Source organism: Meridianimarinicoccus roseus (assembly GCF_003172915.1).
Lineage (GTDB): Bacteria > Pseudomonadota > Alphaproteobacteria > Rhodobacterales > Rhodobacteraceae > Meridianimarinicoccus > Meridianimarinicoccus roseus.
The window spans coordinates 97,083-120,817 of sequence record NZ_QGKU01000033.1; the positions used below are offsets into that span (position 1 = coordinate 97,083).

Consider the following 23,735-nt stretch of genomic DNA (forward strand, 5'->3'; position numbering starts at 1 on the left):
GCTCAGCGCCCGATGCGGCGTGCCAGCGTTTCCGCCAGTTGCCCCAAGGCCGCGGCCTGCGCCGCTGCCAGAGCTTGCGGACTGTCACTGGTCAGTGGAACCGAGATGTCAAAGGTGCCGTCCCGGTCGGACAGGGACGAGGCGACCGGCGCGATGGCATAGCTGCCCGAAAACACCAGCCGCCCCTGCCCTGCCTCGTTCACTCCGCCCAGAAGCCGGGTGACCCGCACCGTCGCGCTGGCCGCCGGCGGCTCGGCAAAGGGCCAGGGTTCCGCCGCGACCCGCGCCCCGGTGATGCGGCCAAGCGCGTCGGCAAGATGCAGCGTGAGGCCGCGCTCCGGTGTGTCGGCCCACATGGTCGCAGGCACCGTGTCGATCACGCCGCCGACCCCGGCCCGTACCACATCGTCCGAAGCGGCATAGCGCGGCAAGGACAGCTCGCGCAGTTCCAGCGAGGACACGATGGGCCGCACCGACAGGTCCGAGACGACAGGCGGCACAGCGACCTGCGTGACCGGGGCGGAACAGGCGACCAGCGCCAGCGACAGGCAGGCGGCCAGCGCCGCGCGAGGGGTGTGAGGCATCATCGTCCGATCAGCAGCGAGTTGGGTTTGCGTTCTATGGTCCGCGCCAGCGACGTGACGGCACGCGCGCTATCGCGCAGGTCGCGCAGCGCTGCAAGCGACTGGGCGTTGAATTCCGACCGCCCGCCATAAGTGGCCAGCAGCGCTTCGGACTGGGTGACAAGCCCATCCAGCCTGCGCGCAAGTTCCGGCAGGCTTTCGGCGGCGATGGCGATGGCATCCGCCGCGTCCGACGCGGATGCCAGGGCAGCATTGGCGTTCTCCACCACGCCGCCTTCGCGCAGTTCCGCCAACGTCGCGTCCAGCTCTGCCAGGGCCCCGGACAACGCTGCGGGAATTTGTGCCGTATCCTCGCTGGCCACCAGCCGGTCGGCACTGCGCACGAGATCGTCGGCCGACGCAACAAGCTCCTGCAACGGCAGGGTTTCGGCCTCGCGCGCGACGGCATCGATGCGCGCCAGCAGGTCCGGAAGGCCCGCCGCCGCGCTGTCCACCGACTGCGCGATGCTGTCGGCCCGTTCCAGCGCGGCAGTGAGCGCGGTGACCGCGCCGCTGCGCGTCACCTCTTCGGTGACGGCGCGAACATCCGAAACGGCAGCGCCGAGGTCGTCCATCGTGGTTCCGATGCGGGCGGGCAATGCCTGTGTCGCAGGGTCGTTTACCACACCCTGAAGCCCCGCCAGAAGTGCCTCGGCCCGCGCCGCGAGTTCGGCCAGCGGCACCGTGTTGGCCGAGGCGACCAGCTGGTCGAGTTCGGCCACCAGCGCCGGGAAGGCCTGCGCGGTGGTCTGCACGTCGGCGGTGATATCGCTCGTGCGGGCCAGCGCCGCCAGCAGGTTCGGCACCGCGTCGCTTTCCCTGACCTGCACCGTCAACGCGCGCAGATCGCGCACCGCGCCTTCCACTTCGGACAGCGTGGCGGCCAGCATGACCGGCAAGCCCTGCGCCGCCTCGCCCTGAAGGATCTCGGTGCCGGCCGCGACAAGACCCTGCGCTTCGGCCACCAATCGCTCCAGCGGTAGGCCTGCCGCCTCGGCCGCGAGGGCGGACACCTGCTCGCTCAGTGCGGGCAGCCCGTCCACCGTGCGCTGCAACGAGGCCGCGATGGCATCGCTGCGCTCCAGCGCCGACAGCAGGTTACCGATCGCCTCGCCCTGTTCAACCCGCGTCAGGATTTGGTTCAGCGTACCAAGGCTGTCGGCCGCATTGTCGGCCGCACCCTGCACGGCGGGCGATCCAACCAGCCCGCGCAGTTCCTGCACCAGCCCCACGACCGCCTCTGGCGCGGCGCGCGCACCTTCCGAGGCGATCACCCGGTTCACGTTGTCCAGCAATGCGCCCACGCTGTCCACGATGTCCTCGATCGGCAGGCGGTTGAACCGCGCCAACGCGGTGCGCGCGGTGTTGGCCGGGTCCGAGATGTCCGGCGGCGCGGTCGGCAGCAAAACACGGCCGCGTGCGTCGGTCACGATCTCGCCGGGCGCCATGTCGTCCAGCCGCGCGATCTGCACCTTGAGCGAGGTGCCAAGCAGACCCTCGCTGACCAGACGGGCGCGATAGCCTTCGGCTACCAGTCGGCCCAAAAGTTCGCGGGTCCGGTCCGCAACGTCGCCTTCCGTAAGACCCAGCCTGCCTGGCAGCAAGCTCAGGTCCGCGCGCAGCAGAAGCGCCGGGTCGGCGCCGTCCGGCGTGATCTCGCCGCCTGTACCTGCGACGGTGCCGATGCGCAGGCCCCGATATTCGACGGGTGCGCCGACCGAAAGCCCGTTGATCGACGTGTCGAACAGCGCCGAATAGGGCACGACGGGGCCTTCGTCGACGGCGACCGTGGCAGACCCCGCAGCATCGCGGCTGGCGAAGACGGCGAATTCGTGCCCGTCCTCGATCGGCACGCCGTCCGCGTTCAGGATGTCGAAGGCGATGCCGCCTTGCACCAGCGCGCTGAGGTTGGCGATTTCCACGTTCAGCCCGCCTGTCCCGAAGCTGACCGAGATGCCCGAAGCGCCCCAGAACCGTGCACCGGTTGTCACCAGCCGGTCATAGGGCGCCCGCACGAAGGCGCGCGCGGTCACGGCAGTGCCATCATCGGCCAGCACGGGCCGGTCGATCAGCCCGACATTCACTCCCTTGTAGATGATCGGTGCCCCGGCAGAGATCGATCCGCCGCGCGGCGCGCTCAACACGAACTCGACACCCTGCTCGGCGCCCGTGATCAGCGGCCTGTAGTCAAGCCCGGTGAACCGCGAAGTCGGCGTGGCGACGATCGAGTCCCATGTTCCTTCAAGATAGACGCCGCCGACCAGCGTGCCGAGGCCGCTGATCCCCTGCGCCGAGATCTCGGGCTGCACGATCCAGAACCGCGCGTCGCTATCGACGTAGCGCGCGATGTGCTTGTCGAGCCGGACAACCACGATGACGTTCCGCAGGTCTTCGGCAAAGCGCATGTCTTCGACCCTGCCGACGTTCACATCGCGGTATTTCAGTTGCGTCTCGTTCTCGACCACACCGTCGGCGTTCTGGAACGAGATCTCGATCAGCGGGCCACGCTCCGACAGGGTCTGCCATGCCATCGCCAGCGCCACCAAGAGCGCGACCAGCGGCACGATCCACACCAGCGACGTGCCGCCCGGAAAGCCGCGCGCGGCCTGAAGTTCCGGCGCGCTGGCCTGCGGTTCGGGGCGTCTGGGCGGTGTATCTGTCACGCGGAAGGGTCCTGTGCGTTGGGGTCGGCGGCGTCCCAGATCATCCGGGGATCTAGGCTGAGTGCGGCCAGCATGGTGAAAATGACCGACGCGCCGAAACAGATCGCCGCAAGGCCTGGAAAGATCCCAGCGACGCTGCCAAGATGCACCAGCGCCGCGAGAATGGCGACGACGAACACGTCGATCATCGACCAGCGGCCGATGAACTCCACCACCTCGTACATCCGGTGCAGACGGTGGGCGCCGCCGGGGCGGAGCTTTCGGGTGGCGATCATGACCCATGCAATGGCGAGGAACTTTCCGACCGGGATCATAACCGACGCGATCAGCACGATCAGCCCGACGAATACATCGCCGTGGGTCACAAGGTCCATGGCACCGCCGATGATCGTGCTGGAATAGGTCGCCAGCAGCGTGTCTGTAATCATCATCGGGTACAAATTGGCCGGCACGTAGACGATCAACCCGGCCAGCCACCATGCCCAGACTCGCTGGCGGCTGTTGCGGAAACGGCTTTCCAGCCTCGCACCGCAACGCAGGCAGTCAGTCTCGCCCATCGGGGCAAGCAGCCCGCAATGCAGGCAGCCGACCAGACCGGCCGATCTTGCGGTCCGGCCCGCGACAGTGCCGTGTGCGGCGCCTGCGTTCATGCGGCGCGGTCCAGCGCGCGCCACAGGCTGCGCTCGCACAGTATAGTGTCCTTGGCGGCAACCAGGATCACCAGGCCGACAAACGCCCAGAATGCCGGGCCGAAGCCGACGGCGGCAAGGCTGGATACCTTCACCAGCGCGACCGCGACCCCGATGATGAAGATCTCGGCCATCGCCCAGGGCCGCAGCCGCATCGAGATACGGAACGCCTGCGCGGCGTAGGGGCGGGCCCGCCGCCCCAGCGCGAGCGGACCCAGCGCATAGATCAGACCGCAAAGGCGTGCCACAGGCAGCACCACGATCAGCGCCAGAACGATCACCGACAGGGGCGCCATCCGGCCAGAGGCCAGCGCGAAGGACAAAGCCGCGTCCATCACCGATGCGCTGCTGCGCAGCCCGCCAGCCGCGATATCAAGGAAAGGAAAGGACACCGCGACCACCATCAGGATCAGCGCCCCGGTCGCCAGCGCCACGATTGTCGCCGCCGCCCCCCGGCGCGGAGCCAGCAGGACGGTCCGGCAGCGCACGCAGCGCGCGCGCGTGCCTGTCGGCACATCGCCCACGTCGTGAAGCCAGTCGCATTGCGGACAGGCGATCAAGTCGTGGCTTGGGGCGGCTTGGGGGCCGATTGCGTCGCTGGATCGGTCGTTCATTCACCTATTGTGGGGCCTGTACCGACCGGGGGCAAGCCGCTGCCCTGCAACGTCACTTCAGGCAGTCGGAAAGTGCTCCGGCAAGCCCGCGAAGCACATCGCCGTAAAGCGCTGGTCCGGGCGGCAGCGCGGCGCCCAACGGATCGGCCACGGCCAGTCGCACCTCCGTTCCCTCGAACACGGGCGCGATCAGCGCGGTGTTGAGCTGAGGTTCCGAGAATACGCAGGCAATCCCACCCTGCCGGACGACGCTGCGGATTTCGGCGATGCGGGCCGGGCTGGGATCACTTGCGTCGCTCAGTGCGATGGCTCCCGCGGCGGGCATGTCGAAGGCGCGTTCGAAATACTGATATCCGTCGTGGAACACCACATACCGCCCGCCGCGCACCGGCGCGAGCATCGCGTCCAGGTCCGACCGAAGCGCAGCCAGCCCCGCACGCGCCGTCCGCGCATTTTCGGCGTATCTTGCCGCGTTCGCCGGGTCGAGCCGCGCCAGCCGCGCCGCGATCTCGTCCAGCCAGATTTCGGCATTCCCGGGATCGAGCCATAGATGCGGGTCGACAAGCCCGTCCGCAAGAGCCGCCGGGTCGTGCCCATGCGCGTCGCCCTGCTCGTGATCTTCGTGGTTATCGTGGTCCCCGTGCGCGTCCGCCTCCAGCCCGAAGTTCGCCGCGGAACGTGCGGGCAACGTGCGGGTGCCAGGATGCGCGGCAAGGGTCAGAAGGTCAGCCCCCTTGGCCAACGTCGGCAGTGCCATGCCCAGCCACGGCGTCAGTCCCGGCCCGATCCAGACCACGAGATCGGCGGCCTGAAGCGCCCGCGCCTCGGACGGGCGCAGCGCATGGCCGTGCGGCGACGCCCCGCCCCCCATGATCAGGTCTGGTGTGCCGATCCCGTCCATAACCTGCGCAACGAGCGCGTGCACGGGCGGGATGTCTGCCGCCACGCGCGGCGCGGCGCGCGCGGGACCGGCCATCAGACCAAGCAGCCCGCAAAGCACGGCGCACAAGGCTGCGCAAAGACCGGCAGACGGAACGGATACCGGGGACTTGGACATCACACACCTTTTTGTTATTGTATAACACATCTTCACCTCGTATGCGGGAACGCGGCGGTTTGCAATGCCCCGCGGCGACCGCGACGCGCTGACAAGGAACGCCATGACCCGGACCGGCTTTGAAATCCACGATCATACACGCTGCATCGCCGACACGATGGCGGCTGCCGAAGCGCACTGCGCGCGGGAGAAGCTGAAGTTCACCCCGGTCCGGCGCCGCGTTCTGGAACTGCTTCTGCGGGACCACAAGGCACTTGGCGCTTATGACATCCTCGCGCGCCTTGGCCGCGAGGGGCTCGGCTCCCAGCCGCCGGTTGCCTATCGCGCTCTGGAGTTCCTCACGCGGATCGGCTTCGTTCACAAGATCGAGAAACTGAACGCCTATGTCGCCTGCAGCCATCCCGGCGGCGCCCATGCCCCGGCTTTCATGATCTGCCGCACCTGCGATTCGGTCGCCGAAACCGCCGCGCAACCGGGACAGGGCATGCTGGACAAGGCCGCCGCAACCGCAGGCTTCACGATCGAGAATACGGTCCTCGAAGCCGAGGGCCTGTGCCCGGACTGCAGCGGAAAAAGCTGACACTCCACGCCATTCGCGGGCGTTGACGCTGCTTCCGCCCAAGGATTTTACACGCCTGTCAAATAGCCGTCACATTGGATGGTTAACGCTCAATTAACCGGCGATTGAGCCAGTCCAACAGGAGCTATCAATGTCTGATCTCGTGATCACGGGTGTGATCGACGGGCCGCTTTCCGGCGGCCTGCCGAAAGCTGTCGAACTATATGTGCGCGCCGACATCGCCGACCTGTCCGTCTATGGGCTTGGCAGCGCCAACAATGGCGGCGGCACCGACGGCGAGGAATTCACCTTCCCCGCTATCTCCGCAACGGCGGGCACCTTTCTCTATCTTGCCTCGGAAAGCGCCGGTTTCACCACGTTCATGGGCTTCGCACCGGATTTCACCGACGGCAGCGCGCTGGCGATCAATGGCGATGACGCGATAGAGTTGTTCCTGAACGGCAACGTGGTGGACGTCTTCGGCGACCCGGACACAGACGGCACCGGCCAGGCCTGGGATCATCTGGACGGCTGGGCCTATCGCAACGCCAATGCCGAACCATCGAGCACATTCAACGCTGCGGACTGGACCTTCTCGGGCACCAATGCTCTGGACAATGAAACCAGCAACGCCACCGCTGGCACGCCCTTCCCGACCGGCAGCTACAGCGCCGCGCCGCAGCCGACCGTGATCAACGCGGTGCTGGGCAGCACCACCGGAAACGACAGCGAATACGTCGAAATCTTCGGCGAACCGGGCACGTCGCTTGACGGCCTGAGCCTGATCGTCGTGGAGAGCGACGCCGGAAGCTCGAACGGGACGATCGACAGCCGCATCGACCTTGGCGCTGGCGATGTGATCGGCACGAACGGCTTCTTCCTGCTGGCGAACGGGCTTGCCGAAGGCACCTACGGCGTGACCGCCGACAGGACGCTGAACGAAAATTTCGTCGAGAACAGCAGCTATACGCTGGCGCTGGTGGAAACCGCGACGCTGACCGGCACCACCGTGTCGGGCAGCGAGACCGTAATCGACGCGGTCGGCGTGACAGATGGCGGCGCGTCCGACAGCTTCGCCTTCGGCGCCCCGGTCGTCGGGCCCGACGGCAGCTTCCTGCCCGCCGGCGTGCGCCGCACGACTGACGGTGTCGACACCGATAGTGCAGGCGATTTCGGCCTGCTGGACTTCGGTAACGATCCGGCGATCAACACGCCCACAGCGGGCGGGTCCGACACGCCGCCGCCCGGCCCTACGCTGACCGCGATCTACGACATTCAGGGCGCGGGCCACGTGTCGTCCCTGACCGGTCAGGTCGTGCTGACCTCTGGCATCGTGACGGCGGTGGACAGCAACGGCTATTACCTGCAGGACGCCACCGGCGACGGCGATATCGCGACCTCGGACGCGATCTTCGTCTTCACCGGCAACACCCCGCTGGTCAGCGTCGGCGACGCGCTGGAAGTCTCAGGCACGGTGTCGGAATTCACGCCGGGCGGCGCGTCCACCGGCAACCTGTCCTCGACCCAGCTGATCAACACCACCGCGACGCTTGTCAGCTCCGGTAACGCACTGCCCGCCGCCACGATCATCGGGCAGAGCGGTCGGCTCGTCCCCACGTCGAACATCGACGATGACGCCTTCGGCAGCTTCGACCCGATGACCGACGGCATCGACTTCTTCGAAAGCCTCGAAGCGATGCTGGTCACCGCCGAAGACCTGCTGGCGGTCTCGGGCACCAACCGCTTCGGCGAAATCTTCGCCGTGACGAACCAGGGCGTCGACGCGACCGGCATCAGCAGCCGCGGCACGCTGAACATCGCGCCGAACGACTTCAACCCCGAGAAGATCCAGATCAACGAAGACACCGGCATCCTGCCCGGCTTCTCGATCCCGATGGTGGATGTGGGCGCGCAGCTCGGAGACGTGACCGGCGTGATCGGCTACAGCTTCGGCAACTACGAGATCCTGCCGACGCAGGCTTTCGTCGCCTCCCCGTCCAGCCTGACCGCGGAAGTCACCACGCTGGCCGGCGACGCGGACACGATGACGGTCGCCAGCTACAACGTGCTGAACCTCGATCCGAACGACGCGGACGGCGACACCGACGTCGCAGACGGCCGCTTCGATGCGATCGCGGCGCAGATCGTGGCGAATCTCGGCGCGCCGGACGTGATCGGGCTGCAGGAAATCCAGGACAACACCGGATCCACCGACGACGGCACCGTTTCCGCCAGCCAGACGCTACAGTTGCTGGTCGACGCCATCGTCGCAGCGGGTGGACCCGCCTACAGCTTCATCGACAACACCTTCATCGCTGACAATGCCTCGGGCGGTCAGCCGGGCGCGAACATCCGCACCGCGTTCCTGTACAACGACGCGCGCGTGGACCTCGTGCCGGGCAGCGTGCAGACGATCGACGGCCAGGGCTCGGGTCAGGCCTTCAACGGCGCGCGCCTGCCGCTGGTCGCCGATTTCGAGTTCAACGGCGAAACCGTGACGGTGGTCAACAACCACTTCTCGTCCAAGGGCGGGTCGGCCCCGATCCTGGGCGTCGAGCAGCCGTTCGACCAGCGCCAGGAAGACGTGACCGTCAACGGTTCGCTTGACGAACGTCAGGCGCAAAGCATGGCGGTGCAGAATTTCCTTGCCGCCAAACTGGCCGCCGACCCGTCGGCGAAGCTGGTCGCCCTCGGTGATTTCAACGAATTCGAGTTCGTGTCGCCCGTCACCGGCCTGGAAAACGTGCTCAACGCCGATGGCACGGGTGTGAACAACCTGACCAACACCCTGCCCGAGGACGAGCGCTATTCGTTCAACTTCCAGGGCAACAGCCAGTCGCTCGACCACATCCTGGTGTCCGACAGCCTTGCGGACAACGCGGACTTCGACATCGTCCACGTGAACAGCGAATTTGCCGATGGCGCGTCGAAAGCATCGGACCACGATCCGCTGCTGGCCACGCTGGGGTTCGAGGTGATGCCGCAGACCTGGACGCTGGAACTGCTGCACATCACCGACCAGGAAGCATCCACCGGCAGCATCGGCGACTTTGCCCGCGCGTCGGGTATCCTGAACGCGCTGGAGGCGCAGGACCTCGGAAATGACGGGATTGCGGACAACACAGTGCGCCTGTCCTCGGGAGACGCGATCATTCCGGGCGTGTTCTACGACGCGTCGGAAGCGGTCTTCGGCGCGGGCGGCATCGCCGACATCCAGCTTGTCAACGAGATGGGGTTCGACGCGGTCGCCTTCGGCAACCACGAGTTCGACAAGGGCACCGCAGAGTTGGCCGAACTGATCGCCGGCTTCGAACTGGCCCGCGACGGTGATAACAATTTGATCCTCGACGCGGATGGCGCGGCCACCTTCACCACCACGCCGATCGGCGATTTCAGCGCGCTGACCGGCACGCCGACGCCTTACACGGGCACAGCCTTCCCGTATCTGTCCACCAATCTGGACTTCGACACCGACCCGGCGCTGAAGGCCTTGGCGGCGCTCGGTGGGCAGGCGCCCCAGCCAAACACCGTCACTTCGTCGACAATTCTGGACGTGAACGGCGAGATGCTGGGCGTGGTCGGCGCGGTCACCCCGAACCTTGCGGCGATCTCGTCCACCGGCGGGCTGGGCATTTCTCCCGCCTGGGCGGATGGCACCCCGACCCCGGCCGAACTGGATGCACTGGCGGCCGAGATCCAGGCCGAGGTCGACGCGCTTCTGGCGGCCAACCCGACGCTGAACAAGGTGGTTCTGCTGGCGCACATGCAGCAGATCACCATCGAGCAGGGCCTCGCCACCCGGCTGGAGAACGTCGACATCATCGTCGCGGGCGGGTCAAACACCCGGCTCTTCGATGACAACGATTACATCCGTCCCGGCGACAGCGACCAAGGCCAGTACCCGCAGTTCTTTACCAATGCGGGCGGCACCACGACGGCGCTGGTCAACACGGACGGCAGCTACAAATACGTTGGTCGACTGGTCATCGACTTCGACGCGGACGGCAACATCATCGCAAACAGCTATGATGAAACCGTGTCGGGCGCCTATGCCACCGATGCGACCGGGCTTGCCAATGTCGCAGGCGCAGAGGGCCTGATCGATCCTGAAGTCCAGGCGATCACCGAGGCGATCCAGGACCAGATCCTTGCCACCGAAGGCAACGTGTTCGGCGTGTCGAACGTGTTCCTGAACGGCAACCGGTCGGGCACGGCAGGCGATCCCGACGGGGTCCGCACACAGGAAACGAACCTCGGCAACCTGACCGCGGATGCGAACCTGGCCTATGCGCAATCCATCGACAGCACGGTGATGGTGTCCATCAAGAACGGCGGCGGCATCCGCGCGTCCATCGGCGAGACGGTCGTCCCCGCCGGCGGGACAGGTTTCGAGCGCCTGCCGAACGGCGAGATCCTTGATGACCAGGGCAACGTCGTGAAGCCGGCAGGCGGGATCAGCCAGAACGACATCCAGACCACGCTGGCCTTCAACAACGACCTGTCGCTGCTGACGGTCACGCGGGCCGAACTGATCGAGATCCTCGAACATGGCATCAGTGGGCTTCCGGGCGTCTCGGGTCGGTTCCCGCAGGTGTCGGGCATCCAGTTCAGCTTCGACGAAAGCCTGCCCGCCGGCAGCCGGATCGTGAATGCCGCGATCACGGATATGGAGGGTAACGACCTCGACGTGCTGATGCGCGACGGCGTCCTTCAGGGCGACGCGGCGGCGGGTGTGCGGATCGTCACGCTTGGCTTCCTTGCAGGCGGTGGTGACGGCTATCCGTTCCCGCAGGGGCCTGAAGCCAACCGGGTCGATCTGGAAAACTTCGACGGCGACGGCATCAACGACGGTGTCGCCACCTTCGCGGCGGATGGGACCGAACAGGACGTGCTGGCCGAATACCTCGCCGCCAACTTCGGCGATGCGGCCAATGCGTATGACGTGGCGGACAGCGGACCGGCCGGTGACACCCGGATCCAGAACCTGGCCTTCACGGCGGACACGGTGATCGACGAACCCGAGTTCAACCTGATCCTCGGCCAGGGGGCGCGCGATCGCCTGACCGGTACCGACGAGGCCGACATGATCGTCAGCGGCGCCGGGTCGTACGAGACGATGGAAGGCGGCCTTGGCGGGGACGTGTTCGTCTTCGGCTTGGAAACAATGAACGGCCTGCGCGAGCGCGACATCATCAGCGACTACGAGGTCGGAGTGGACGTGATCGGCCTGACCGGAGGGGCGACGGTGGCGGATATCCGCGAAACCTCGTCCGCCGTGGTGGTCTATTTCGACGATCCGACCGGAGCGCAGGACGCGCTGTTCGTCCGGGGTGACGGTGTGACCGCCGCCAACCTCACATTCGAAACCATCGACACGATCTCCTTCGTGTAAGACAAGAACGGAAAAGCAAAACCATGAAATCGCTTATCTCCGCCCTCGCCTTCGGGTTCGCCGCGCTCGGTGCGGCAGACCATGCCGAGGCCGCCCCCTTGAACGTCGCAACCGACACTCCGCTGATCGACATTCCCTTTGCGTCTGCCGATTTCCTCGATCTGGGCGGGTTCGGCGACCTTTCCATTCTGGGCGCGGAAGGTCTGGCCAGCGGCACGCCCCAGTCCGGCACGCTGTCGCTCGATGTCCTGATCAGCTTCGATACCACCGATCCGGCAGGCACAATCGGGGGGGCGCTGTTCTCGATGGACGACAACGGCGCCTTCCTTGACGGAACGCTGGTGCAGTCGGGGTTCGACGGCGACATCCTGCAACTGCTGTTCGGTAACCTGACCGGCAGCGCCGCCGCCGATTTCGGCCCCTTTGCCCTGCTCGAGGCAGTGTTCCTCTTCCCCGCGCTGGGAACCGATCCACTTTCGCAACTGACCGACGCAACCACCTACGACGTGTTCGGCACCCTGTCCTCAGCCACCCCCGTACCTCTGCCCGCCGCGCTGCCGCTGCTGGCGGCCGGTCTGGGCGGGCTCGTGCTCCTGCGTCGCCGGAGCTGACAGAGCGACCGCTCGCGCCCAAGGGGGCTCGCCGCGCGACCGGCGGGCCCCTTTCGCGTTCGGGCCGCAGCGCTACACGGCGCCTCACTTTCCTGTAACGGCGATTGCGGGGCGACGGGGCGCGCGGCATAACGCTTCCCGAAGGGGAAGGTTTGATGCTGGACACCGCTGCGCGCAAACTGATCGATCCGCCGCTGAACCGGCTGGGCCGCGGGCTGGCATCGCTGGGTGTGCGGGCCAACCAGGTTACGCTTGCCGGGTTGGCACTTGGGTTGGCCAGCGCCGCGATGATCTGGGCGGGTCACTGCGCACTGGCGTTGCTGCCGCTGCTGGCCTCGCGACTTGCAGACGGTCTGGACGGAGCCGTTGCGCGGGCGACGCAGAAGACCGATTTCGGTGGCTACCTTGATATCGCAGCGGATTTCCTGTTCTACGGCGCGGTCCCGCTGGCCTTCGTGCTGCTTGACCCGGTGGCCAACGGGGCGGCCGGCGCCTTCCTTTTGGCGGCGTTCTACTTCAACGGGACAAGTTTTCTCGGCTACGCCATCCTGGCCGAACGGCACGGTCTGCGCACCGATGCGCAGGGGATCAAGTCGCTCTATTTCTCGAACGGGCTTCTCGAAGGCACTGAAACAATCGCTTTTTTTGTGCTGCTTTGTCTTTTGCCCGCCCATTTCGCACCGCTTGCCTGGGGCTTCGGCGCCCTGTGTTACGCCACCGCGACGCTGCGCATCCTTGCCGCGCGGCGCGTGTTCTCAGATCGAAAGGATCCCTGATGAACCTGCTCCGTTCCCTTGCCGTGCTGGCGCTCGCCGCGCAGCCCGCGCTGGCAGCCGATCCCGACCCTTCGGACTGGTCCGCCGTCCTTGAGGAGGCGCGAGGCCAGACGGTGTTCTGGAACGCCTGGGGCGGGTCCACGGCGACCAACGATTTCATCGCGTGGGCCGGGCGGCGCGTGGCGGAAGACCATGGCGTCACGGTGGAACATGTAAAGCTGACCGACACGGCGGATGCCGTCACCCGCGTGCTGACAGAACGGCAGGCCGGAAAGGACAGCGGCGGCGCCATAGACATGATCTGGATCAACGGGCCGAACTTCGCGGCGATGAAGGATGCGGACCTGCTGTTCGGCCCGTTCGCCGAAGCCTTGCCGAACTGGAGCTTTGTCGATGTGGACGGCAAGACCGTGCGCAGCGATTTCACCGTGCCGACCGACGGCTATGAAGCGCCCTGGGCGATGGCGCAGGTGGTGTTCATGCACGACACCGAAGACCTGCCTGAGCCGCTGGGCAGCATGGCTGCGATCCGCGACTGGGCGGTCGCCAACCCTGGCCGGTTCACGTATCCGCAGCCGCCCGACTTCCTCGGAGTGACATTCCTGAAGCAGGCGCTGATCGACATCACCCAAGACGCGGAGGTGCTGCAACGACCCGTGACCGAAGCCGACTACGACGCGGTGACGGACCCGCTCTGGGCTTATCTCGACACGCTGACCCCGGCGCTTTGGCGCAGCGGGCGGGCCTACCCCGCGAACGGGCCGGCGCAGTTGCAACTGATCGCCGACAACGAGATCGACCTTGCCATCTCGTTCAGCCCCGGCGAAGCGACCGCCGCGATCGAAACAGGGCAATTGCCGCCCAGCGTTCGCACCTTCGTTCTGGATCGCGGCACGCTCGGCAATGCGTCCTTCGTGGCGATCCCCTACAATTCCGGCGCCAAGGCCGGCGCGATGGTGCTGGCGAACTTCCTGATGTCGCCCGAGGCGCAATTGCGCGCGCAGGACCCCGCCGTGCTTGGCTATGGAACGGTGCTGGACATGGACCGTCTGCCGGAAGCCGACCGCGCGGCCTTCGCAGCGCTGGACCAAGGCATCGCGACGCTGGCCCCGGACGAACTTGGACAGGTCCAGCCCGAGCCGCACCCAAGCTGGATGACCCGCATCGCCGAGGACTGGACCCGCCGCTACGGCACCGGCCAGTAGGCGCTGGCTGGTCGGACCATGCCGCGGGACGGGCTTGTGCGCAGCGTGCCCGCGCTGACGCTGCTGGCGATGCTGGGGCCGGTGCTGGCAGGGCTATGGGGCACCGTGCTGCCTGCGCTCGGCCACCTGCCCGCTGCGGGCGAGACCGGCCTCTCCGGCGCGCCCTTCGCCCGCCTGCTGGACTGGCCCGGCCTGCCGCGCGCGATCTGGCTGTCGCTGGGGACGGGGCTTGCGGCGACGCTGATCTCGCTCGGCATAGTTGCGCTGATCGTGGCGGGCTGGTGGGGCACACCGGCCTTCCGGGCGCTGGAAAGGGCGCTGTCGCCACTGCTGTCGGTGCCCCACGCGGCCGCGGCGTTCGGACTGGCCTTCCTGATCGCGCCATCGGGCTGGATCGCGCGGGTCGTGTCGCCCGCGCTGACCGGCTGGGACCGGCCCCCCGACTGGCTGATCGTGAACGATCCGTGGGGCCTGTCCCTGATTGCCGGTCTGGTCGCCAAGGAGGTCCCGTTCCTATTGCTGATGACGCTGGCCGCTCTGGGACAAAGCGACGGCGCACGCAGCCTGCGCGTGGCGCAGGCACTGGGATACGGCCGGGTCACAGGATGGCTGAAATGCGTTTTTCCCCGGGTCTACGCGCAGATCCGGCTGCCGGTCTTCGTTGTGCTTGTTTTCGGGATGTCGGTGGTGGACGTGGCCGTGATCCTCGGGCCGACGACCCCCGCCACACTCTCCGTGCAGATCGTGCGCTGGATGAACGACCCGGACCTCGCCCTGCGGATGACCGCGGCAGCGGGCGCGCTGCTGCAATTGGCGCTGGTGCTGGGCGCGCTGTGCCTGTGGTGGCTGGGCGAACGCGCGGCGGCACGTCTGGGCCGGGCGGCTGTCCTGCGCGGCGGCAGAGGCTGGGCCGACCCGGCATTGCGCGCGGGCGGGCTGCTGGCCGGGGCCGTGTCGGCGCTGGCCATGCTGGCAGGGATCGCGGCACTGTTCCTGTGGTCCGTCGCTGGTTTCTGGGGCTTCCCCGATGCGCTGCCCGAAGCCTACAGTCTGCGCACATGGACCCGCGCGGCCCCCGGTATGGCAGACGCGCTGGCCGACACTGCGCTGGTGGCACTGGCCGCTACCGCGCTGGCGCTGATGCTGGTCCTCGGGTGCCTGGAGGCCGAGCATCGCAGCGGGCGCGCGCTGACGCGGCGCGGGCTTTGGCTGATCTACCTGCCACTTCTGTTGCCGCAGACCGCCTTCCTGCCCGGACTTCAGACGCTGTTGCTGGGCATCGGCGCCGATACCGGCCGCGCCCCGGTGATCGCCGCGCATCTGGTTTTCGTGCTGCCCTATGTCTTTCTGTCGCTGGGCGATCCGTGGCGCGCCTGGGACGTGCGGCACGGACGCATTGCCGCCGCGCTCGGGGCGGGTCCGTGGCGGGTGCTTTGGACGGTGCGGCTGCCGATGCTGCTGCGCCCGGTGCTTACCGCCGCCGCCGTAGGCATCGCGGTTTCGGTCGGGCAGTATCTTCCCACTCTGCTGATCGGCGGCGGGAGGGTCGCGACGCTGACAACCGAAGCTGTGGCGCTGGCGTCGGGCGGGGACCGGCGCGCGATCGGCGCCTATGGCGTGGCGCAGACGGCTGCCGCGCTGCTGCCCTTCGCCGTCGCGCTGGTCGTGCCAACGCTCGTCTGGCGTAACCGTCGGGGGCTGCATGGCTGACGGGCTGATCCTCGAGGCACTTCGCATCACGCGCCACGGCGCGCCGCTGGTTGCGCTGGACCGCGCCATCGCGCCGGGCGAGGTGTTGACCGTGATGGGCCCGTCCGGCGTCGGCAAGTCAACGCTGCTGGCAGCGATCACCGGCACGCTTGCGCCCGGTTTCCGCGCCGAGGGCCGGATATGGCTGGACGGGCAGGACATCACCCGCACGCCGCCGCATCTGCGCCGGGTGGGCATCCTGTTCCAGGACGATCTGCTGTTCCCGCATCTCAACGTGGCCGAGAACCTGGCCTTCGGCCTGCGGCCCGGCGGGACACGCCCTGACAGACTGTCCCGAATCGAGGCCGCGCTGGACGAGATCGGGCTGCCCGGCTACGGACCGCGTGACCCAGCGACGTTGTCTGGCGGGCAGAAGGCGCGCGTGGCGCTGATGCGCATGCTGCTGTCGGAGCCCTGCACGCTGCTGCTGGACGAAGCTTTCGGCGGCCTGGACGCCGCGCTGCGCCAGCAGATGCGCGCGCTGGTCTTCGACCGCGCGCGCGACCGCCGCCTGCCAGTGCTGATGGTCACCCATGACGCCGAGGATGCCGCCGCAGCCGGGGGCGAAATCGTCAGGCTGGGCTGAGGGCAGTCTGCCGACGCCGGATCAGAGCGCGCAGGAAGCGACTGGTGCCGTCGGCGCTTCGATGCCGAGCGCGTCAAGCTCGTCCGGGGTAAACACGCGGCTTCGCGACAGGAACCGCTTTTCCCGACCGTTATCGAGAGAAAACATACCGCCCCGGCCCGGCACCACGTCCAGGATCAGCTGGGTGTGCTTCCAGACCTCGTATTGCGGGCCACTGATCCAGACCTTAACGCCGTCGATCTCGCCAAGGCAGACATCGCTCTGGCCGATCTTGAAGTCATCAGCCGGGTAGCACATCGGTGAGGAACCGTCGCAGCAACCGCCCGACTGATGAAACAGGATCTCGCCGTAATCTGCCTTGATCTCGGCGATCAGGGCGCGGGCCTCGGGCGAGGCAGTTACGCGCGCGGGCGCGGTTTTGGTTGTGGCAGCGTCGGTCATCGTGTCCTCCCAAGATGGTGCGCGGCCGATGCTGACCGCTTCAGGTACGGAATATGACACGAACCGGGGCCGCTGCCACCTCCCTAAGATGCGGGGCGCGCATTTCGCCCCGGTATTACCAGGAGTTGTAGCCGAGATACTTGCCCGACATCTTCACTTCGACCCGGTCGCCCTTGGGGTTCTCGACCCGTTCGACCGTCATGTCGAAATCGATGGCAGACATGATGCCGTCGCCGAACTTCTCCTGAATCAGCGCCTTGAGCGTCGGGCCGTAGACACCGACGATTTCGTAGAAGCGGTAGATGCAGGGATCTGTCGGCACGCTTTGAGTCCAGACCTTCGTGGGACTTTCGGCCAACACCTCGGCCGCGCCGTTCGGCAGGTTCAGAAGGCTGGCCAATGCCTCGGCCTTGTCCATCGGCATCGCGTTCATGCCCATGGCCGCCGAATGGGTCCAGACCGGCGACATGCCGATGGAGTCAGCGATGCCTTCCCAGGTCATCCCGGCCGACTTCTTGGCGGCGATGATATGCGCGGTCACGTCTTCCTTGGTCAGCATGTCGGGCATTTGGACAGAATCTTTCATGGTTGTCTCCGTTGGTCTTTCGTTCAGTGGTTGACGGCCCGCAGAACCGGCGCCTCGTCGGCCGCCTCCGCGTCGGTGGTCTTGTCGATGCGCACGGTTTCAGGCGTGGCCGGGGCACCATCCGTCTGGCGGCCGGCCAGTTCGCGCGACCGTGTTCCAAGGAACTGCACAAGGTGGTTGCGGATCGCATAGTAGTTCGGATGCTCGATGATCCCGGTGCGGGTGCGCGGCCGCGGGATCGTGATCTCTACTGACTCCGCGACGCGAGCATAGGGCCCGTTGGTCATCAGCAGAATGCGGTCCGCCAGCAGGATCGCCTCGTCGATGTCATGGGTGATCATGAACACCGTCTGTTCCGTGCCACCCCAGATCTTCAGCAGTTCGTCCTGTATCGTGCCCCGCGTCAGCGCATCGAGCGCACCGAAGGGTTCGTCCAGCAGCAGCAGCTTGGGATGGTTGGCGAAGGCCCGCGCGATCGACACCCGCTGCCGCATCCCGCCCGAAAGCTGGCTGGGCTTGCGGTGAATCACGTCGCCCGACAGGCCGACCATTTCAAGATACTTGCGGGCATGGTCGGTGACTTGCGCGCGGGTCCAGTCGGGGAATCGTGCCTGCACTGCGAAGGTGACGTTCTTCAGCGTGCTCAGCCAGGGCAGCAGCGAATAGTTCTGAAACACGACACCGCGGTCGAGGCTGGGCCCCGACACGGCATAGCCGTCCATCTTCACGACGCCGCTGGTCGGTTCGGCAAGCCCGGCGAGGATGTTCATGATGGTGGACTTGCCGCAACCGGAATGGCCGAGGATCACGACGAATTCGCCCTTCTCGACGCCGAAGCCGGCATTCTCGAACACGGTCAGCGTGCCGCCTTGCCCGTCCGGGTAGGTCTGGGTCAGATTTTCGACGCTCAGGAATGGTTTGGTCATGGAGTGCTCCTATTCCACGTAGGCGACGGCGCGCTGCAGGACCCCAAAGGCCGCGTCCAGCGCCATGCCCACCACACCGATCATCAGGATCGAGAAGATCACCGATGTCAGGTCGAGGTTGTTCCACTCGTTCCAGACGTAATAGCCGATGCCTGTTCCGCCCACGAGCATCTCGGCCGCGACGATCACCAGCCACGCGATGCCGATTGAAATGCGCATGCCCGTGACGATGGTTGGCGCGGCAGCCGGTAGGATCACCGTGAAGGCGGTGCGCAGGGGGCCAAGTTCGTGGGTGCGGGCGACGTTTACCCAGTCTTGACGCACCCCGGCCACACCGAAGGCGGTGTTAATCAGCATCGGCCAGATCGAACAGATGAAGATGACGAAGATCGCCGATGCCTCGCTGTCCTGAATGATGAACAGCGCCAGCGGCATCCACGCCAGCGGCGAGATTGGGCGCAGCACTTGGATGAACGGGTTGAGGGCCTTGTAGGCGACCGGAGACATGCCGATCAGGAACCCAAGCGGGATCGCGATGAGCGCGGCCAGCGCATAGCCCGTGAGCACCCGGTAGATCGAATACCCGATCTGGATGCCGATGCCCTTGTCGTTGGGCCCCGCATCATAAAACGGGTCGGACAACTGTTCCCATGCCTTCGCCATGACCTGGCTGGGCGGCGGCACGCCTGCGCGTTCCTGCCCGAGGCCCATGAGGCGCTCGTATTCCGTCAGTTCGGTTGCGGCCTTCTGGGCGGGAATGGACAATTCCCACACCAGAAGCCCGACCGCGAGCAGCAGAAGTGACAGCACCGCCGCCCGCTGATTCAGCGATAGACCCGCCATGCGTTACCCCTTGCCGATCGCGAAGCTGGAAACATAGGCCTCCGGTTCCGCCGGATCGAAGGTCTTGCCCATGATCGTGTGCGTCTTGTAGGTGACATCGGGCGCGTCGTAGCCCAGTTCCTCCATCACCTTCTTGGCGTCGGCGGCCAGATAAACCTGCTCGGCCACGGCGCGGTAATCCACGTGCTCTTCGATGTAGCCCCAGCGCTTCATCTGGGTCAGGATCCATACACCCATCGAATGCCACGGGAACGGGTCGAAATCGATGCGGTCCGGCACTTGCTTTACCTCGCCCAGACCGTCGGCATAGGTGCCGGTCAGTACCTGTTCGATCACCGGGACCGGCTGGTTCAGGTAGTTCGTGGGCGCGATTGCAGCCGAGATTTCCTTGCGGTTTTCCGGATTCGACGCGTATTGCGTCGCGTCGATGATCGACTTCAGCAGTGCGCCATAGGTGTTGGGCAACTCCTGCGCGAAGGACAGCGGCGCCGCGAAGGCGCAGCACGGATGGCCTTCCCAGATTTCCTTGGTCAGGATGTGGATGAAGCCGATGCCCTCCCAGACCGCGCGCTGGTTGAACGGGTCCGGCGACAGGTAACCGTCGAGATTTCCGGCGCGCAGATTGGCGACCATCTCGGGCGGCGGGACGACACGGATCTGGATGTCCACATCCGGGTCCAGCCCGAATTCCGCCACATAGTAGCGCAGCAGGAAGTTGTGCATGGAGTATTCGAACGGAACGCCGAAGGTGAAGCCCTTCCACTGTGTCGGGTCGCGCTTGTCGAGATGCTCGTTGCTCAGGACGATGGCCTGCCCGTTGATATTCTCGACCGCTGGCATGATGTAAGGCTGCGCAACCGACCCCGCGCCCAGCGTCATCGCCAGCGGCATTGGCGTCAGCATGTGGGAGGCGTCGTATTCACCCGACAGCGACTTGTCGCGCGCCACGGCCCAGCCGGCGGTCTTGATGACCTGCGCGTTCAGACCGTAGCGTTCGTAGAAGCCCATCGGCTGCGCCATGATGATCGGAGTGGCGCAGGTTATCGGCACGAAACCGATGTTCAGGTCGGTCTTCTCGGGCGGACCCAGATCATCGAGGATAGCGGCCTTGGCCTTGTCGAGCGGGAAAACCGACGCCAGCGCAGCGGCCACTGTGCTGCCCCCCAGCATCCCCATGAACGAACGGCGCCCGATATCGCTTTGGCCGAAGACCGACCGCACGATCGCACTTTCGACGGCCCGGTCCAGCATGTCCTCGCGGCTCATGCGGGCCGGATCGGTGCCCGCGGGTGCAGTGCAGGCATGGCAGCCGCAGTCGGCGCCGTGGCGCAGGTCGGTCTTTTCGGAAAACGGGTTTCCAAGGCTTTTGATGGTCATCGCTTACCCCACTGAAATTGATCTCTATCAGTTTCGGCCGGTCAGCACGACGGGAGAAGCGCAAAGCACGAAAAGCCGTGATGCCATCAAGTATATGTTAATAATTTATAAAACACGGAATGTCGCAGTCGGCATATTACTATTTTTCGTAAGTTACGTTTTTTCGTATTGCCCAAGGCAGCCCGCCATGCGCTCATAGCGCCATGCGAGACACCCCCGACCGGGACGATTCCCTGGACCTGATGTCACTGGCCCCGACGCTGATCCTCGATCCGGCGAGCGATACGGTTCTGGCCACGAACCCGCAGGCTGCGGAACTTCTGGGGCTCGATCCGGCGCAGGGCGCGCGCTTCTCGCGCCACCTGGCGGACGGGCCGGCGCAGATGGTCGTCTTCGCCGACGAAGTCGCCCACCGCGGCACGGCATGGACACGGCGGGTCAAGATGCTGGCGGCCGACGGCACCGCGCTTGATGTGGAACTGCGCGGGAAGTTTCTGGAACACACCGAAGGCGCCCGCCTGCTGCTCACACTTATCGACCTGCACGAGATGAACCTGCGGGCCGAGATCGCCCAGGCCGCCGAAATGCAGCGCGCAGGCCTGTTCGAATGGCACCGCGCGCAGGCCTTCTTTTCGGAACTGGAACGCCGTAACCAATTGATCCTGAACGCGGCAGGCGAAGGCATCTATGGCGTGAACGCCGATGGCAAGACGACCTTCGTGAACCGCGCCGCGCAGGAGATGCTAGGCTGGACCGCCGACGACCTTCTGGGCACCGATATCCATTCCAAGATACACCATCACCACCTGAACGGCGAATTCTATCCGTCTCACGACTGCCCGATCTACCAGTCCTTCCGCTTCGAACAGGTCAATCGGATCGAGGACGAGGTGTTCTGGCGCAAGGACGGTCGCCCGATCCGCGTCGAATATGTCTCTACCCCGATATACGACCAGCAGGTGCTGGCTGGCGCCGTGGTGATCTTCCGCGACATCACCGAACGCAAGGAAAACGAACGCCTGCTGCGCGAGGCGCTGGACGAAGTCGCGGCCTTGCGCGACCGGCTGGAACAGGAAAACGCCTATCTCCAGGAGGCGATCATCTCGGAACGGGCGCATCACGACATAATCGGCACTTCGCCCGCGACACGGCAAGTGCTTGCCCGGATCGAGATGGTGTCGCGCACCACCGCCAACGTCCTGATCACCGGCGAGCCCGGCACCGGCAAGGCTCTGGTCGCGTCGGCCATACACAAGGACAGCGACCGCCGCCGCCGCCCGCTGATCCATGTCAAATGCGGCGCGGTGTCGTCGGATACGCTGGAAAGCGAATTCTTCGGTCACATGCGCGGCGCCTTTCCCGGCGCGCTGCGCGATGCGCCGGGAAAGCTGGAACTGGCGCATGGCGGCACGCTCCATCTTGACGACGTGACCGAACTGCCGATGGAAATGCAGGGCCAGTTGCTCAGCGCACTTCAGGCCGGCGAGGTGCGGCGACTTGGCGACACCCGCGCGCGGCAGATCGACCTGCGGGTCATCGCTTCGACCAGCCGCGATCTGGACCGCGAGGTCGCGGCTGGGCGCTTCCGCGAAGACCTTTTCTTCTACCTGAACGTGTTCCCGATCCACTGCACACCGCTGCGCGACCGGCCGGAGGACATTCCGCCGCTGGCGATGCACCTGCTGCGCCTGGCCTGCAAACGGCTGAACCGGCGCACGCCGGTCATCACGGAAGGTACGATGCAGACACTGACGCGATACCCCTGGCCGGGCAATGTGCGGGAACTGGCCAATGTGATTGAACGCGGGGCCATCGTGTCGACCGAAGGCAAGCTGATCGTGGAACTTCAAGGCCGTCCATCGCCGGAACCGCGCCCCGCCGCAGCCGTAATGACCGAGGCCGAGATCGAGCAACTCAAAGTCCTGAACCTGATCGCCTGCCTACGAGAGACGGGCGGGCGGGTGGCGGGCCCGAACGGCGCGGCGGCCCTGCTCGGCATCCGGCCGACCACGCTTTATTCCCGGATCAAGACCTACGGGCTGACGGAGGGCGACTGGCGCTGACCCCCCGCCCCGCGTGCCTTCGATCCGGGCGCCGTGCCCTGCGGTTACTGCGCAGCGGACAGGCCGACCGTGAGTATCTCGGCGGCCTTCTTGTGAGCGGTCGGGTCCGCCTCCAGCACGCGGGCAGCGCGCAGGGCGATGCTGTCGGCGACGGGCGCGCCCGACAGGGTTTCGATAGTGCTTGCGATGTCCATCAGGCGGTCCACCATCGCGGCCTCATCATCGCCGTCGGCGTCCAGCAGCGCATCGCGCATCGCTTTCAGTTCGTCCGACACCTCGCCGATCGCAAGATCGTCAGGCCGGGTTTCAATGTAGGTGCGGATGGCCCACGCGGCTTCCTGGTTCAGCACTTCCTCGAAGGCGGGCATCTTCGTGATACCACCCTGCGTATAGCCGAGGCGGAAGCGTTCCACGAACCATTCGTCATCGTATTCGGACGCCTCGAGATAGCGCAGATCGGGCGCGAGCCCGCCCGAGATCACCTCGAGCCCGTGGCACCGCGCGCAGTTCTGCGTATAGCCCGATGCGCCGATCTGGATGGCGCGCAGCCAGGTTTCCTCGCCCGCGGCATCGGCGCGATAGGGGTTTTCCGTCAGCCAGTCTTCGCCGACCTCGGGCAGACCGGCGGTGTCAACCGGCTGCGGCGCAACATCACCGTGTGCAAGGGCGGAGCCCGCGGCCAGGACAAGGGCAAGGGCGGTCATGGAGAGGGCGGGCAGGCGCGGCTGGTGGGTCATTGCGGTCTCCTCCGGAGTTGATTTTCCGCAGCATCGCCGGTTCCGTCCGGTCCCGCCATAGGACCATCGTGGGGTGCTGCATCGCAGCGCGCCGCGCTGCGGCACCGCAGGCACCGCAGCGTCCCAAGCGCCATCAAGCCCATGCTATACCTACGCAATATCGAAGTGGCTTGCAGACTCGCCCCGCGCGCGGCGCCCCTCCCCGAGCGCCCGGGCGCACGCGTAACCGGCCCGCCAA

At 66.2% G+C, this 23,735-nt stretch carries 19 protein-coding genes; 8 read left to right on the forward strand and 11 right to left on the reverse strand.

Annotated elements, in window-relative coordinates:
- Window positions 1–2: 2 nt before the first annotated feature.
- From DKT77_RS10625 to DKT77_RS10645, 5 genes are read right to left on the reverse strand one after another with little or no spacing between them, the layout of a single operon-like run.
- Complete coding sequence (locus DKT77_RS10625) at window positions 3–587, reverse strand: PqiC family protein (protein WP_109811678.1); 585 nt, start codon at window positions 585–587, stop codon at window positions 3–5.
- Window positions 584–3,286 (reverse strand): MlaD family protein, encoded by a 2,703-nt coding sequence (locus DKT77_RS10630; RefSeq protein WP_109811679.1) that lies wholly within the window; start codon window positions 3,284–3,286, stop codon window positions 584–586. Before DKT77_RS10630 ends, DKT77_RS10625 begins: the two co-directional genes overlap by 4 nt.
- Window positions 3,283–3,936, reverse strand: coding sequence for a paraquat-inducible protein A (locus tag DKT77_RS10635; RefSeq protein ID WP_109811779.1), 654 nt, complete (start codon window positions 3,934–3,936; stop codon window positions 3,283–3,285). Before DKT77_RS10635 ends, DKT77_RS10630 begins: the two co-directional genes overlap by 4 nt.
- On the reverse strand, window positions 3,933–4,589 hold the full coding sequence (locus DKT77_RS10640) for a paraquat-inducible protein A (protein ID WP_109811680.1): 657 nt from the start codon (window positions 4,587–4,589) through the stop codon (window positions 3,933–3,935). Before DKT77_RS10640 ends, DKT77_RS10635 begins: the two co-directional genes overlap by 4 nt.
- A 52-nt stretch (window positions 4,590–4,641) precedes the next feature.
- Window positions 4,642–5,646, reverse strand: a complete 1,005-nt coding sequence (locus DKT77_RS10645; RefSeq protein ID WP_109811681.1) for a zinc ABC transporter substrate-binding protein — start codon at window positions 5,644–5,646, stop codon at window positions 4,642–4,644.
- Between the two features lie 103 nt (window positions 5,647–5,749).
- On the opposite strand from DKT77_RS10645, the gene DKT77_RS10650 reads away from it, so the two are divergent.
- The 7 genes from DKT77_RS10650 to DKT77_RS10680 all read left to right on the forward strand — a co-directional run bounded on the left by DKT77_RS10650 (window position 5,750) and on the right by DKT77_RS10680 (window position 16,524).
- Window positions 5,750–6,226 carry a transcriptional repressor gene (locus DKT77_RS10650; RefSeq protein WP_109811682.1) on the forward strand — a complete coding sequence of 159 codons (477 nt, stop codon included), beginning with the start codon at window positions 5,750–5,752 and terminating at the stop codon, window positions 6,224–6,226.
- A gap of 130 nt (window positions 6,227–6,356) precedes the next feature.
- On the forward strand, window positions 6,357–11,597 hold the full coding sequence (locus tag DKT77_RS10655; protein WP_238547807.1) for a 5'-nucleotidase C-terminal domain-containing protein: 5,241 nt from the start codon (window positions 6,357–6,359) through the stop codon (window positions 11,595–11,597).
- Between the two features lie 23 nt (window positions 11,598–11,620).
- A complete protein-coding gene (locus DKT77_RS10660) occupies window positions 11,621–12,208 on the forward strand; it encodes a VPLPA-CTERM sorting domain-containing protein (protein ID WP_109811683.1) in 588 nt (195 codons plus the stop codon).
- Between the two features lie 155 nt (window positions 12,209–12,363).
- Entirely contained in the window at window positions 12,364–12,984 is a 621-nt protein-coding gene (locus tag DKT77_RS10665) for a CDP-alcohol phosphatidyltransferase family protein (protein ID WP_109811684.1), read from the forward strand.
- Window positions 12,984–14,189 carry an ABC transporter substrate-binding protein gene (locus tag DKT77_RS10670; RefSeq protein WP_109811685.1) on the forward strand — a complete coding sequence of 402 codons (1,206 nt, stop codon included), beginning with the start codon at window positions 12,984–12,986 and terminating at the stop codon, window positions 14,187–14,189. Before DKT77_RS10665 ends, DKT77_RS10670 begins: the two co-directional genes overlap by 1 nt.
- An 18-nt stretch (window positions 14,190–14,207) precedes the next feature.
- Window positions 14,208–15,899 (forward strand): ABC transporter permease, encoded by a 1,692-nt coding sequence (locus DKT77_RS10675; protein ID WP_109811686.1) that lies wholly within the window; start codon window positions 14,208–14,210, stop codon window positions 15,897–15,899.
- Window positions 15,892–16,524 carry an ATP-binding cassette domain-containing protein gene (locus tag DKT77_RS10680; protein ID WP_109811687.1) on the forward strand — a complete coding sequence of 211 codons (633 nt, stop codon included), beginning with the start codon at window positions 15,892–15,894 and terminating at the stop codon, window positions 16,522–16,524. The genes DKT77_RS10675 and DKT77_RS10680 overlap by 8 nt, the downstream gene beginning before the upstream one ends.
- Window positions 16,525–16,545: 21 nt before the next feature.
- On the opposite strand, the gene DKT77_RS10685 is transcribed toward DKT77_RS10680, so the two are convergent.
- From DKT77_RS10685 to DKT77_RS10705, 5 genes are all read right to left on the reverse strand, one after another.
- Complete coding sequence (locus tag DKT77_RS10685; RefSeq protein WP_109811688.1) at window positions 16,546–16,965, reverse strand: DUF779 domain-containing protein; 420 nt, start codon at window positions 16,963–16,965, stop codon at window positions 16,546–16,548.
- 115 nt (window positions 16,966–17,080) lie between these two features.
- Window positions 17,081–17,551, reverse strand: coding sequence for a cyanase (gene cynS, locus DKT77_RS10690; RefSeq protein WP_238547808.1), 471 nt, complete (start codon window positions 17,549–17,551; stop codon window positions 17,081–17,083).
- A 23-nt stretch (window positions 17,552–17,574) separates the two neighbouring features.
- Window positions 17,575–18,477: an ABC transporter ATP-binding protein gene (locus DKT77_RS10695; RefSeq protein ID WP_109811689.1), complete on the reverse strand. Its 903-nt coding sequence runs from the start codon at window positions 18,475–18,477 to the stop codon at window positions 17,575–17,577.
- A 9-nt stretch (window positions 18,478–18,486) separates the two neighbouring features.
- Window positions 18,487–19,320: a nitrate ABC transporter permease gene (gene ntrB / locus DKT77_RS10700; RefSeq protein WP_109811690.1), complete on the reverse strand. Its 834-nt coding sequence runs from the start codon at window positions 19,318–19,320 to the stop codon at window positions 18,487–18,489.
- Window positions 19,321–19,323: 3 nt separating this feature from the next.
- Window positions 19,324–20,697 (reverse strand): CmpA/NrtA family ABC transporter substrate-binding protein, encoded by a 1,374-nt coding sequence (locus DKT77_RS10705; protein ID WP_109811691.1) that lies wholly within the window; start codon window positions 20,695–20,697, stop codon window positions 19,324–19,326.
- Window positions 20,698–20,900: 203 nt separating this feature from the next.
- Between DKT77_RS10705 and DKT77_RS10710 the strand changes: the two genes are divergently transcribed.
- Window positions 20,901–22,760, forward strand: coding sequence for a sigma 54-interacting transcriptional regulator (locus DKT77_RS10710; RefSeq protein WP_109811692.1), 1,860 nt, complete (start codon window positions 20,901–20,903; stop codon window positions 22,758–22,760).
- Between the two features lie 44 nt (window positions 22,761–22,804).
- On the opposite strand, the gene pedF is transcribed toward DKT77_RS10710, so the two are convergent.
- Entirely contained in the window at window positions 22,805–23,497 is a 693-nt protein-coding gene (gene pedF / locus DKT77_RS10715) for a cytochrome c-550 PedF (protein ID WP_238547809.1), read from the reverse strand.
- Window positions 23,498–23,735: the final 238 nt, after the last annotated feature.

Bases quoted from the DNA above. Each gene is read 5' to 3' on its own strand.
- DKT77_RS10625 (WP_109811678.1), bottom strand. From the start codon at position 587: ATGATGCCTCACACCCCTCGCGCGGCGCTGGCCGCCTGCCTGTCGCTG.
- DKT77_RS10635 (WP_109811779.1), bottom strand. From the start codon at position 3,936: ATGAACGCAGGCGCCGCACACGGCACTGTCGCGGGCCGGACCGCAAGA.
- DKT77_RS10640 (WP_109811680.1), bottom strand. From the start codon at position 4,589: ATGAACGACCGATCCAGCGACGCAATCGGCCCCCAAGCCGCCCCAAGC.
- DKT77_RS10645 (WP_109811681.1), bottom strand. From the start codon at position 5,646: ATGTCCAAGTCCCCGGTATCCGTTCCGTCTGCCGGTCTTTGCGCAGCC.
- DKT77_RS10650 (WP_109811682.1), top strand. From the start codon at position 5,750: ATGACCCGGACCGGCTTTGAAATCCACGATCATACACGCTGCATCGCC.
- DKT77_RS10655 (WP_238547807.1), top strand. From the start codon at position 6,357: ATGTCTGATCTCGTGATCACGGGTGTGATCGACGGGCCGCTTTCCGGC.
- DKT77_RS10660 (WP_109811683.1), top strand. From the start codon at position 11,621: ATGAAATCGCTTATCTCCGCCCTCGCCTTCGGGTTCGCCGCGCTCGGT.
- DKT77_RS10665 (WP_109811684.1), top strand. From the start codon at position 12,364: ATGCTGGACACCGCTGCGCGCAAACTGATCGATCCGCCGCTGAACCGG.
- DKT77_RS10670 (WP_109811685.1), top strand. From the start codon at position 12,984: ATGAACCTGCTCCGTTCCCTTGCCGTGCTGGCGCTCGCCGCGCAGCCC.
- DKT77_RS10675 (WP_109811686.1), top strand. From the start codon at position 14,208: ATGCCGCGGGACGGGCTTGTGCGCAGCGTGCCCGCGCTGACGCTGCTG.
- DKT77_RS10680 (WP_109811687.1), top strand. From the start codon at position 15,892: ATGGCTGACGGGCTGATCCTCGAGGCACTTCGCATCACGCGCCACGGC.
- DKT77_RS10685 (WP_109811688.1), bottom strand. From the start codon at position 16,965: ATGACCGACGCTGCCACAACCAAAACCGCGCCCGCGCGCGTAACTGCC.
- cynS (WP_238547808.1), bottom strand. From the start codon at position 17,551: ATGAAAGATTCTGTCCAAATGCCCGACATGCTGACCAAGGAAGACGTG.
- DKT77_RS10695 (WP_109811689.1), bottom strand. From the start codon at position 18,477: ATGACCAAACCATTCCTGAGCGTCGAAAATCTGACCCAGACCTACCCG.
- ntrB (WP_109811690.1), bottom strand. From the start codon at position 19,320: ATGGCGGGTCTATCGCTGAATCAGCGGGCGGCGGTGCTGTCACTTCTG.
- DKT77_RS10705 (WP_109811691.1), bottom strand. From the start codon at position 20,697: ATGACCATCAAAAGCCTTGGAAACCCGTTTTCCGAAAAGACCGACCTG.
- DKT77_RS10710 (WP_109811692.1), top strand. From the start codon at position 20,901: ATGCGAGACACCCCCGACCGGGACGATTCCCTGGACCTGATGTCACTG.
- pedF (WP_238547809.1), bottom strand. From the start codon at position 23,497: ATGACCCACCAGCCGCGCCTGCCCGCCCTCTCCATGACCGCCCTTGCC.